This is a genomic window from Acinetobacter sp. A2 (genome assembly GCF_012371325.1).
Classification (GTDB): domain Bacteria; phylum Pseudomonadota; class Gammaproteobacteria; order Pseudomonadales; family Moraxellaceae; genus Acinetobacter.
On sequence record NZ_JAAZQX010000001.1, the window covers coordinates 1 to 12619 of the forward strand.

Annotated in this window: 8 protein-coding genes, 1 tRNA gene and 1 pseudogene; all 10 read left to right on the forward strand. The window is 44.0% G+C overall.

Annotation, left to right across the window (positions count from 1 at the left end; all coding sequences use genetic code 11):
- Nucleotides 1–120 (forward strand): annotated as a pseudogene (locus tag HHA43_RS00005) (elongation factor Tu); the annotation flags it as partial.
- Nucleotides 121–171: 51 nt separating this feature from the next.
- A tRNA-Trp gene (locus HHA43_RS00010) sits at nucleotides 172–247 on the forward strand.
- A gap of 74 nt (nucleotides 248–321) precedes the next feature.
- Nucleotides 322–762 carry a preprotein translocase subunit SecE gene (gene secE, locus HHA43_RS00015; RefSeq protein ID WP_168417626.1) on the forward strand — a complete coding sequence of 147 codons (441 nt, stop codon included), beginning with the start codon at nucleotides 322–324 and terminating at the stop codon, nucleotides 760–762.
- A gap of 7 nt (nucleotides 763–769) precedes the next feature.
- On the forward strand, nucleotides 770–1303 hold the full coding sequence (gene nusG, locus HHA43_RS00020) for a transcription termination/antitermination protein NusG (protein WP_004975770.1): 534 nt from the start codon (nucleotides 770–772) through the stop codon (nucleotides 1301–1303).
- A gap of 117 nt (nucleotides 1304–1420) precedes the next feature.
- Complete coding sequence (rplK, locus tag HHA43_RS00025; protein ID WP_168417625.1) at nucleotides 1421–1849, forward strand: 50S ribosomal protein L11; 429 nt, start codon at nucleotides 1421–1423, stop codon at nucleotides 1847–1849.
- Between the two features lie 3 nt (nucleotides 1850–1852).
- Nucleotides 1853–2548: a 50S ribosomal protein L1 gene (gene rplA / locus HHA43_RS00030; RefSeq protein ID WP_168461829.1), complete on the forward strand. Its 696-nt coding sequence runs from the start codon at nucleotides 1853–1855 to the stop codon at nucleotides 2546–2548.
- A gap of 319 nt (nucleotides 2549–2867) precedes the next feature.
- The gene (gene rplJ, locus HHA43_RS00035; RefSeq protein WP_019836123.1) at nucleotides 2868–3374 is read left to right on the forward strand and encodes a 50S ribosomal protein L10; all 507 of its coding nucleotides are present in this window, start codon (nucleotides 2868–2870) and stop codon (nucleotides 3372–3374) included.
- 48 nt (nucleotides 3375–3422) lie between these two features.
- On the forward strand, nucleotides 3423–3794 hold the full coding sequence (gene rplL, locus HHA43_RS00040) for a 50S ribosomal protein L7/L12 (RefSeq protein WP_168417622.1): 372 nt from the start codon (nucleotides 3423–3425) through the stop codon (nucleotides 3792–3794).
- Nucleotides 3795–4101: 307 nt separating this feature from the next.
- On the forward strand, nucleotides 4102–8190 hold the full coding sequence (rpoB, locus tag HHA43_RS00045; RefSeq protein ID WP_168417621.1) for a DNA-directed RNA polymerase subunit beta: 4089 nt from the start codon (nucleotides 4102–4104) through the stop codon (nucleotides 8188–8190).
- Nucleotides 8191–8327: 137 nt separating this feature from the next.
- On the forward strand, nucleotides 8328–12527 hold the full coding sequence (gene rpoC, locus HHA43_RS00050) for a DNA-directed RNA polymerase subunit beta' (RefSeq protein WP_168461828.1): 4200 nt from the start codon (nucleotides 8328–8330) through the stop codon (nucleotides 12525–12527).
- Nucleotides 12528–12619 lie beyond the last annotated feature (92 nt).

Below are 12619 nucleotides of genomic sequence, written 5' to 3' on the forward strand. Positions count from 1 at the left end.
AACGTAGAAATGTCAGTAGAATTAATCCACCCAATCGCAATGGACGCTGGTTTACGCTTCGCGATCCGTGAAGGTGGCCGTACTGTAGGTGCGGGTGTTGTTGCTAAAGTAACAGCATAATTATAGAATGTGTAAAACAGGTCGGGAGCTTTGGCTCTCGATCTGTGCTGTAGGTCAGTAGTTCAATTGGTAGAGCGTCGGTCTCCAAAACCGAATGTTGGGGGTTCGAGTCCCTCCTGGCCTGCCACTTTTTTTAAAAGAAGCTTGATGTCGGCTAATCTAGTCATATAATAAGTCGCGAATTCTACGACGAGTACAAAAATGTCGAATGATAAATCGCGTGACGCATTAAGCGACGCGCCAATCCCTCAAAGAAATAATTCTGCTGAAGTTGTTCAATCAGGTTCTCCATTAGACTATGTGCTATGGGGTGTTGCCTTGGTTTTATTCATCGCAGCGATGATGGTAAATCAACATCTTCCGGCATATTGGGCACCAGCAAATGATATTTGGGTGCGTGTTGGGGTAATTTTGACTTGTATCGTTGTGGCATTAGGTTTATTATACGCCACCCATCAAGGCAAAGGCTTTGTTCGTTTGCTTAAAGATTCGCGCATTGAATTGCGTCGAGTCACTTGGCCTACTAAGCAAGAAACAGTAACCACATCGTGGCAAGTGCTCGTGGTTGTTGTGGTCACCTCAATTGTGTTGTGGTGTTTTGACTATCTGTTAGGCTGGGCAATCAAGTTTATTATCGGGTAAAAGAGCTATGAAACGTTGGTACATTATTCATGCCTATTCAGGTTATGAAAAACAAGTGATGCGTTCGCTTAATGATCGAATCCAGCGTAGCGCTGTTGCCGATAGCTTTGGTGAAGTTCTTGTTCCTACCGAAGAAGTGGTAGAAATGAAGGATGGTAAGAAACGTAAGTCAGAGCGTAAGTTCTTTCCAGGCTATGTATTGGTCGAAATGGAAATGAACGATGAAACTTGGCACATTGTTAAAGAATGTCCAAAAGTTTTAGGTTTCATTGGTGGTACAGCGGAAAAACCTGCGCCAATTACGCAAAAAGAAGCTGATGCGATTCTTGCACGTGTACGCAATACTGGTGAGGCACCTCGTCCAAAAACGATGTTTGAACCAGGCGAAGAATTACTTGTTATTGACGGTCCATTCACAGACTTTAAAGGTGTGGTGGAAGAAGTTCAATATGAGAAGTCACGTTTAACGTTGACGATTAATGTATTTAACCGACCTACACAGGTTGAGCTGGAATTTCGCCAAGTCGAAAAATCAGTTTAATTTAGGTTGGTTGTAAAACGCCCGATTTATTATGAGTCGGGCATTGTTGTTGTAACGGTATCGTTACTTGAAAATATTGGGGAGCCTAGCGGCGTTTGTACCCAGAGGTAATTTGAAATGGCTAAGAAGATTGACGGCTATATCAAGCTGCAAGTCCCAGCTGGTAAAGCGAATCCATCTCCACCTATTGGTCCTGCACTAGGTCAACGTGGTGTTAACATCATGGCATTCTGTAAAGAATTCAATGCTGCTACACAAAAAGTTGAACCAGGTTTGCCAATTCCTGTAGTGATCACTGTGTACAACGACAAGTCGTTCACATTCATCATGAAAACTCCTCCTGCTGCTATTCTTCTTAAGAAAGCTGCAGGCATTCAAAAGGGTTCAGCTGTACCTAACAAAAACAAAGTTGGTAAGTTGACTCGTGCTCAGTTAGAAGAAATCGCGACTACTAAAGAGCCAGATTTAACTGGTGCTGATTTAGACGCGCGTGTGCGTACCATTGCTGGTTCTGCACGTTCTATGGGCTTGGATGTGGAGCTATAAGACATGGCAAAGTTAACTAAGCGTCAAAAAGCTATTGCAGCTGCAGTAGAAGCGAACAAAGTTTACACTTTGGAAGAAGCGGTTGAAGTATTAAACAGCCTTCCTGCTGCAAAATTCAAAGAATCTTTGGATGTTGCTGTAAACCTAGGTGTTGACCCACGTAAATCTGACCAGGTTGTTCGCGGTGCGACGACTCTTCCTGCAGGTACTGGTAAAACTGTACGTGTAGCTGTTTTCGCTCAAGGTGCTGCTGCAGAAGCGGCTAAAGCTGAAGGCGCAGACGTAGTTGGTTTCGATGATCTAGCTGAAAGCATCCAAGCGGGTAATCTTGACTTTGACGTTGTAATTGCTGCTCCAGATGCAATGCGCGTTGTAGGTAAGTTAGGTACGATTCTTGGTCCACGTGGCTTAATGCCAAACCCTAAAGTGGGTACTGTAACTCCTGACGTTGCAACTGCAGTTAAAAATGCAAAAGCAGGTCAAGCACGTTACCGTGTAGACAAAGCGGGTATCATCCACGCTGCGATTGGCCAAGTAGGTTTTACTGCTGAAGCTGTTCGTTCAAACGTTGAAACTTTAGTTGCTGACTTGAAAAAGTTAAAGCCTGCAACTTCTAAAGGTGTTTACATCAAAAAGATCACTTTAAGCTCAACTATGGGCCCTGGTCTTACTATTGATGTACAAAACGTTTCTAACTAAGTCTGACTTAGCAAGAATTTTAAAGTCCTGAAAAGTCTCCTTCTTCCTCTGGGAGAAGGTTGGGATGAGGGTTAAACCTCTCCCTAGCCTCTCCTAGCAGGAGAGGGGATATTCAGGCGGACTTTGAATTGGTAAATGAGAATTTATCAGCGTCAAAGACCTCAGGCGAAAGTGGTTTTATGCTGCTTTCTTAATATCCCAGCCTGGGTAGACGCGGTGGTGTGATTTATTCATCCTCCGCGTGTAAATTCAGTTTTGAATTTACGAATTGGGAGTGTACTTCGTGTAAGTACATAAATCACCGTTAGGAGGTTTTACAATGGCTCTTCTTATCGAAGACAAAAAACAGATCGTAGCAGAAGTAAACGAAGTTGCTTCTAAAGCGTTCTCAGCTGTTGTTGCTGACTATCAGGGTTTAAGCGTTGAGCAATTAACGGCTCTACGTGTTGAAGCGCGTAAATTAGGCGTTACTACACGTGTTGTACGTAATACTTTGGCAAAACGCGCTCTTCAAGATACGCAATTCACGATCTTGAACGACAACCTTGTTGGCCCAACAATTTTAGCTTTCTCGACTTCTGAAGACGACATGGGTGCAGCTGCACGCTTGTTCGAAGAATTCGCTAAAACAAACAAAGCATTTGAACTTAAAGCTGCTGCATTTGACGGCAAACTTTACCAAGGTGCTGAAGTTAGCGTAATTGCGAATCTTCCGAACCAAGAAAAAGCGCTTACTATGCTTGCAAACGTTCTTCAAGCTCCTATTTCGAAATTGGGTCGCCTTATTACTGCGCTCAAAGAGAAAAACGAGTCAGAAGCTGCATAAGCTGAAATTTATTTCCACACCATTCAATTTCCATTTGGAGTTATTCTCATGGCTTTAACTAACGAAGAAATCTTAAACGCAGTTGCTGAAAAAACTGTTCTTGAACTTGTTGAACTTATCTCTGCTTTTGAAGAGAAATTCAATGTATCAGCTGCTGCTGTAGCTGTTGCTGCTGCTCCTGGCGCTGCTGCTGGTGCTGCAGAAGAGCAATCAGAATTCAACGTTGAGTTGACTTCTTTCGGTGCGAACAAAGTTGCTGTAATTAAAGCAGTTCGTGAAGCTACTGGCCTTGGTCTTAAAGAAGCTAAAGACATCGTTGAAGGCGCTCCTTCAGTGATCAAAGAAGCTGTTTCTAAAGAAGAAGGTGAAGAGCTTAAGAAGAAACTTGAAGAAGCTGGTGCTACAGTTACACTTAAGTAATCTTAAGGGGAGTCGATTTTTTTACAATCGGCTCCAAAAAATGGCTGATGGCTCTTGGGTCATCAGCCTTTTTGCGTTACAATTATCGGCTCGATTTTTGTTTGAATGATGGAAAAACCATCAAAAAGAATATAAATCAATATAATCAAACGCTTACCAATATTTTTCCACATTTGAAAATATTGTTAAGCGTTTTAATACCACTAAAAATTGCAGCATTTGTAAAGAGTGGTGGCCATATCGGCCTGCGTAATTCCTTCTAAACCCGTTCTGCAGGCGGGTTTAGTTTACTTTCCGAGGACTCCAGATGGCATACTCATATACCGAAAAGAAACGGATCCGTAAGAATTTTGGTAAATTGCCCCAAGTGATGGATGCACCGTACTTGCTTTCGATTCAAGTCGACTCGTACCGTACATTTCTACAAGATGGCAAAACTCCAAAAAGCCGCGAAGATATCGGTCTCCAAGCCGCATTTCGTTCAGTTTTTCCTATAGAAAGTTATTCTGGCAATGCTGCTTTAGAATTTGTTGAGTATAGTCTTGGTAAGCCTGAGTTTGACGTGCGTGAGTGTATTCTTCGCGGCTCAACTTATGCGGCACCAATGCGCGTAAAAATTCGTTTGATCATTAAAGATCGCGAAACAAAATCAATCAAAGATGTGCGTGAACAAGAAGTCTATATGGGCGAAATGCCTTTAATGACGGATAACGGTACTTTCGTAATTAACGGTACCGAGCGTGTGATCGTATCTCAATTACACCGTTCACCAGGTGTGTTCTTTGACCACGATAAAGGTAAAACCCACTCGAGCGGTAAAGTGTTGTATTCAGCACGTATCATTCCTTACCGTGGCTCATGGTTAGACTTTGAATTCGATGCCAAAGACTTGGTGTATGTACGTATTGACCGTCGTCGTAAATTATTAGCGACTGTGGTATTGCGTGCATTAGGTTATAGCAACGAACAAATCCTAGACTTGTTCTTTGAGAAAGTACCTGTCTACTTAGACATGGGTAGCTACCAGATTGACCTTGTACCAGAACGCTTACGTGGCGAAATGGCGCAATTCGACATCACTGATGCTGACGGTAAAGTGATTGTTGAACAAGGTAAACGTATTAATGCGCGTCACGTACGTCAAATGGAAGCTGCTGGCCTAGAAAAACTTTCAGTTCCAGATGAATACTTGTACGAACGCATCACGGCAGAAGACATTGCTTTACGTGATGGCGAAGTGATTGCTGCAAACACGCTGTTAAGCCATGAAGTCATGGTTAAAATTGCTGAAGGCGGCGTAAAACAGTTCAATATTCTGTTCACCAATGACATCGACCGTGGTTCTTTCATTGCCGATACTTTACGTGCAGATACTACAACGGGTCGTGAAGATGCGCTTGTAGAAATCTACAAAGTGATGCGTCCAGGTGAGCCACCAACGAAAGAAGCAGCTGAAAATCTGTTCAATAACTTGTTCTTCTCTTCTGAGCGTTATGATTTATCGCCAGTTGGTCGTATGAAGTTTAACCGTCGTTTGGGTCGTCCTTACGAAGTGGGTACAGATCAGAAGTCGCGTGAAGTTGAAGGTATTTTGTCAAATGAAGACATTACCGACGTACTGAAAACCTTAATTGAAATCCGTAACGGTAAAGGTGAAGTCGACGACATCGACCACTTAGGTAACCGTCGCGTGCGTTCAGTAGGTGAGATGACAGAAAACCAATTCCGTGTTGGTTTAGTGCGTGTAGAACGTGCTGTTAAAGAGCGTTTGTCTCAAGCTGAAACAGACAACTTGTCTCCGCAAGATTTAATCAACGCGAAGCCAGTGGCTGCTGCAATCAAAGAATTCTTTGGTTCAAGCCAATTGTCTCAGTTCATGGACCAAAACAACCCATTGTCTGAAATCACCCATAAGCGTCGTGTATCCGCGCTTGGTCCAGGTGGTTTGACACGTGAACGTGCAGGCTTTGAGGTGCGTGACGTACACCAAACTCACTATGGTCGTGTATGTCCAATTGAAACGCCTGAAGGTCCAAATATTGGTTTGATTAACTCACTTTCTGTGTATGCCAAAGCCAACAATTTTGGTTTCTTGGAAACACCATACCGTAAAGTCGTTGAAGGCCGTGTGACTGAAGAAGTTGAATACTTATCTGCAATTGAAGAAGTCGGCACAATTATTGCGCAAGCGGATTCAAGCGTAGACCAAGATGGCAACTTAACAGAAGAATTCGTATCTGTACGTCACCAAGGTGATTTCGTGCGTATGCCACCAGAGCGTGTAACGCACATGGACGTATCTGCACAACAGGTTGTTTCTGTTGCAGCATCACTGATTCCATTCCTTGAGCACGATGACGCCAACCGTGCCTTGATGGGTTCGAACATGCAACGTCAAGCGGTTCCAACTTTAATTGCCGACAAGCCACTTGTTGGTACAGGTATGGAAGCCAACGTAGCGCATGACTCAGGTGTATGTGTGATCGCGAAACGTGGTGGTCGTATTGAATATGTTGATGCGTCACGTGTGGTGATTCGTGTTAACGAAGAAGAAATGATCGCAGGTGAAGCAGGTGTGGATATCTACAACCTGATCAAATACACACGTTCGAACCAGAACACTTGTATTAACCAAAAAGTTTTGGTGAAGATGGGTGATAAGGTTGGTCGTGGTGATGTATTGGCTGACGGCCCATCGACTGATGGCGGTGAGCTTGCGCTTGGTCAGAACATGCGCGTTGCGTTCATGACTTGGAATGGTTACAACTACGAAGACTCGATCTTGCTTTCTGAGCGTGTACTTCAAGAAGACCGTCTAACGTCGATTCACATTCAAGAATTGTCATGTGTTGCACGTGATACCAAATTGGGTGCTGAAGAAATCACAGCTGATATTCCAAACGTAGGCGAAGCTGCACTGTCTAAATTAGACGAGTCAGGTATTGTTTATATTGGTGCTGAAGTGACTGCGGGCGATATCCTTGTAGGTAAAGTAACACCTAAAGGTGAAACGCAATTAACACCTGAAGAAAAATTGCTTCGTGCAATCTTTGGTGAAAAAGCGGCTGACGTTAAAGATTCATCGCTTCGCGTGCCATCAGGTACTAAAGGTACAGTGATTGACGTTCAAGTGTTTACCCGCGATGGTCTTGAAAAAGACGAACGTGCGCAAGCAATTGAAAAAGCACAGTTAGATGCATATCGCAAAGACTTGAAAGAAGAATACAAAATCTTTGAAGAAGCTGCACGTGAACGTATCATCCGTTTATTGAAAGGCCAAGAGTCTAACGGTGGCGGTACAACCAAACGTGGCGACAAGCTTTCTGAAGATATGTTGTCAGGCTTGGCTTTAGTGGATTTACTTGAAATTCAACCAAGTGATGAAGCGATTGCTGAACGCTTAACGCAAATTCAAACCTTCTTGAAAGAGAAGAGCTTTGAAATTGATGAGAAATTTGCTGAGAAGAAACGTAAACTTTCTACAGGCGATGAGCTCACTACAGGCGTGTTGAAAGTTGTTAAGGTGTACTTGGCTGTTAAACGTCGCATCCAACCGGGTGATAAGATGGCGGGTCGTCACGGTAACAAAGGTGTTGTATCTAACATCTTGCCAGTAGAAGACATGCCGCACGATGCTAACGGTGTACCTGTTGACATCGTATTGAACCCACTAGGTGTACCATCTCGTATGAACGTGGGTCAGATTCTTGAAACACACTTGGGTATGGCAGCCAAAGGTTTGGGTGAGCAAATTGACAAGATGCTCAAACAACAACGTGAGATTGCTGAACTACGTGCGTTCCTAGACAAGATTTATAACAAAGTGGGTGGCGAGCAAGAAGATCTTGACAGTTTAACTGATGATGAAATCTTGGTATTGGCTGGTAACTTGCGTGCAGGTGTTCCATTGGCTACTCCAGTATTTGATGGTGCTGAAGAAGGTCAAATCAAAGAATTGCTTGAACTTGCTGAATTACCACGTTCTGGTCAGACCGTATTGTATGATGGACGTACAGGCGAGAAATTCGACCGTCCTGTGACTGTAGGTTATATGTACATGCTCAAACTTAACCACTTGGTGGATGACAAGATGCACGCACGTTCTACAGGTTCTTACTCACTTGTAACGCAACAGCCGTTAGGTGGTAAGGCACAATTCGGTGGTCAGCGTTTCGGTGAGATGGAAGTCTGGGCACTTGAAGCATACGGTGCTGCTTATACGCTGCAAGAAATGCTCACTGTGAAGTCGGATGACGTTGAAGGTCGTACCCGCATCTATAAGAACATTGTAGATGGCAACCATTATATGGATCCGGGCATGCCTGAATCATTTAACGTATTGACCAAAGAGATCCGTTCTTTAGGTATCAACATTGAACTGAAAAATGGTGACTAAGTAACCATTGCATCCCCCTTGCGAAGCCAAGCTTCTCACCGTTTTAAATGGGCAAGGGTGGATGATTCAGTTAAAAAACAATATTTGTGACCCAGTTGGGCTGTGAAAACCAAGCGCCCAGCACACGGAGAAAAAAATTGAAAGACTTGCTCGATATCATGCGCAAAAAGACGGATTCAGACGGTCATGCTCCAGTAGAGTTTGATCGCATCCGTATTGGTCTTGCGTCACCAGAAATGATTAAGTCATGGTCTCACGGTGAAGTTAAAAAGCCAGAAACCATTAACTATCGTACGTTCAAACCAGAACGTGATGGTTTATTCTGTGCCAAAATTTTTGGTCCAGTAAAAGATTACGAATGCTTGTGTGGTAAATACAAGCGTATGAAATACAAAGGCGTCATTTGTGAAAAATGTGGCGTAGAAGTAACGACTGCAAAAGTTCGCCGTGAGCGTATGGGTCACATCGAACTAGCTTCTCCAGTTGCACACATTTGGTTCTTAAAATCACTTCCGAGCCGTATTGGTCTATTGTTAGACATGACTTTACGTGATATCGAACGTGTATTGTATTTTGAATCTTATGTGGTGACTGACCCAGGTATGACACCATTTGAGAAATACCAACTTCTCAATGACGAAGAATACTTCAATGCTTTAGAAGAGCATGGTGATGAATTCACAGCGAAAATGGGTGCTGAAGCGGTTCAAGATTTGTTGAAAGACATCGATCTTGAAGCTGAAATTGCGCGTTTACGTGAAGAAATTCCACAAACAACTTCAGAAACTAAGCTGAAAAAAGCATCTAAGCGTTTGAAGTTGATGGAAGCGTTCAAAGAGTCGAACAACAAGCCAGAATGGATGGTGATGAATGTACTGCCTGTACTTCCACCAGACCTTCGTCCGCTTGTACCACTTGAAGGTGGTCGTTTCGCGACTTCTGACTTGAACGACCTTTACCGTCGTGTGATTAACCGTAACAACCGTTTGAAGCGTCTTCTTGACCTTGCAGCGCCAGACATCATCGTACGTAACGAAAAACGTATGCTACAAGAGTCAGTAGATGCGTTGCTAGATAACGGTCGTCGTGGTCGTGCAATTACTGGTTCTAATAAGCGCCCGCTTAAATCTTTGGCAGATATGATCAAAGGTAAGCAAGGTCGTTTCCGTCAGAACTTACTTGGTAAGCGTGTTGACTACTCTGGTCGTTCGGTAATTACTGTAGGTCCAAACCTACGTCTGCACCAATGTGGTCTTCCGAAGAAAATGGCACTTGAGCTATTCAAGCCGTTCATCTTTGCCAAACTACAAGCTTCAGGTCAAGCAACTACCATTAAAGCTGCGAAGAAAATGGTTGAGCGTGAAACGCCAGAAGTTTGGGACGTTCTTGCATCTGTGATTCGTCAACACCCAGTGATGTTGAACCGTGCGCCAACGCTTCACCGTTTAGGCCTTCAAGCATTTGAACCGATCCTGATTGAAGGTAAAGCGATCCGTCTTCACCCGCTTGTCTGTGCTGCGTTTAACGCCGACTTTGACGGTGACCAAATGGCGGTACACGTACCATTAACACTTGAAGCGCAGTTAGAAGCGCGTGCGTTAATGATGTCGACCAACAACATCTTGTCTCCTGCGAACGGTGAGCCAATCATCGTACCTTCTCAGGACGTGGTCTTGGGTCTTTACTACATCACACGTGATGCTGTAAATGCCAAAGGTGAAGGCATGGTGTTTGCGGATACGCACGAAGTAAACCGTGCGCTTGCAACAGGTCAGGTAGATTTACACGCTCGCGTAAAAGCTCGTGTACACCAAACTGTAATCAATGAAAATGGCGAGCGTGAGCAACAAACGATTGTTGTCGACACTACACCAGGTCGTTGCTTACTTTGGGAAGTTGTGCCTGAAGGTTTAAGCTTTGAGCAAATTAACCTTGAGATGAACAAAAAGAATATCTCGAAGTTAATCAACTCTTGCTACCGTAAATTGGGTCTAAAAGATACAGTTATCTTCGCCGACCAATTGATGTACTTGGGCTTCCGTCAAGCGACACGTTCAGGTGTGTCTGTGGGTATGGAAGACATGGTTATTCCGCCACAAAAACAAGCAATTATTGAAAAGGCAGAAACTGAAGTTCGTGAAATTGAACAACAGTTCGAGCAAGGTTTCGTAACTGCAGGTGAGCGTTATAACAAAGTGGTCGATATTTGGGCGCGTACCAACGACCAAGTTGCTAAAGCGATGATGGACAACTTGTCATTCACTACTGTGAAAAACAAACAGGGTGAAGACGAGAAGCAAAAATCATTCAACTCGATCTACATGATGTCGGATTCTGGTGCGCGTGGTAGTGCGGCACAGATTCGTCAGTTGGCGGGTATGCGTGGTTTGATGGCGAAACCAGATGGTTCGATCATTGAAACCCCAATTAAAGCGAACTTCCGTGAAGGTTTGACGGTACTTCAGTACTTCATTTCAACACACGGTGCGCGTAAAGGTTTGGCCGATACCGCATTGAAAACAGCGAACTCAGGTTACTTGACACGTCGTTTGGTAGACGTTGCACAAGACTTGGTGATCACTGAGCCAGATTGTGGTACCTATGGTGGTTTAGTGATGACTCCATTCATTCAGGGTGGTGATGTCATTGAAAACCTAGGTACACGTGTATTGGGTCGTGTGACTGCTGAAGACGTGAAGAAAGCGGGTTCAGACGAAGTTATTCTGCCACGTAATACACTCATTGACGAAAAACTTGCAAACTTCCTTGAAGAGCAAGGTGTCGATGAAGTGAAAGTGCGTTCAGTCGTGTCATGTGAATCGACCTTTGGTGTATGTGCGAAGTGTTATGGTCGTGACCTAGCACGTGGTCACTTGGTAAACCCAGGTGAATCTGTAGGTGTTATGGCTGCTCAATCGATTGGTGAGCCAGGTACTCAGTTAACCATGCGTACATTCCACGTGGGTGGTGCAGCAAGCCGAACTTCTGCAGCGAACAGCGTACAAGTGCGTAATAAAGGTTCAGTACGTTTCCACAACGTGAAAACTGTACAACACGCTAAAGGCCACTTGGTATCTGTATCTCGTTCAGGTGAAATTGGTATTGCCGATGAGCTTGGTCGTGAGCGCGAACGCTATAAACTGCCATACGGTGCCTCAATCTTGCTAAAAGATGGCGAAGCTGTAGAAGCAGGCGGTATCGTTGCGACTTGGGATCCGCACACACATCCACTTGTAACTGAAGTTGCGGGTAAAATCCGTTTCAGCCAGATTGCTGATGGCGTGACTGCAACCTCGAAAACAGATGATGCGACTGGTATGACCACAGTTGAAATCTTGCCAGTGACTTCACGTCCTGCGTCAGGTAAAGACTTACGTCCTGCAGTCGTATTAGACACTGTAGATGGTGGTGAACAATTCTACTTCTTGCCACAAAATACCATTCTTTCTGTGCGTGATGGCGAAAGCATTGGTGTGGGTGACGTCATTGGTCGTGTTCCACAAGAATCTTCACGTACTCGTGATATTACCGGTGGTTTACCACGTGTTGCTGACTTGTTTGAAGCACGTAAACCTAAAGAGCATGCGATTCTTGCAGAAGTGTCTGGTATCGTGAGCTTTGGTAAAGAAACCAAAGGTAAGAACCGTTTGGTAATTACACCGGATGATGGCTCTGAGATTTACGAAGAGTTGATTCCAAAATGGCGTAGCATCAACGTGTTTGAAGGTGAGCATGTGAACCGTGGTGAAACCATTTCTGATGGTCCACAAAATCCACATGACATCTTGCGCTTGAAAGGTGAAGTCGCGTTAACGAATTACATCGTGAATGAAGTTCAAGACGTTTACCGTTTACAAGGTGTAAAAATCAACGATAAGCACATTGAAGTGATCGTACGTCAAATGTTGCGTAAAGTCGAAATCACCGATGGTGGCGATACTAGCTTCATTAAAGGCGAACAAGTGGATTACATCCGCGTGGTACAAGAAAACCAAGCAGTATTGGCACAAAACAAGTTCCCTGCGAAGTTTGAACGTCAATTGATGGGTATTACCAAAGCATCGCTTTCAACTGACTCGTTCATTTCTGCTGCATCGTTCCAGGAAACAACACGTGTGTTAACTGAAGCAGCTGTAACAGGTAAAGAAGATGACTTACGTGGCTTGAAAGAGAACGTGGTTGTAGGTCGTTTGATTCCTGCAGGTACTGGTTTGGCGTATCACTTGGAACGTCGTCGTCAGGAAGCTGAAGCTGCAGAAATTGCGTTGGTTAATGACTTCTCTGATGTAGACCAAGCATTAAGCCAAGCATTTAGCGATGAATTCAACGATTTGTAATTCAAACTGAATACATGAATCTAAAAGACGCCTCTCGGGGCGTCTTTTTTTATGTGTCACTTTAAACTCAGATTTTGCTTTAATAAAACTAG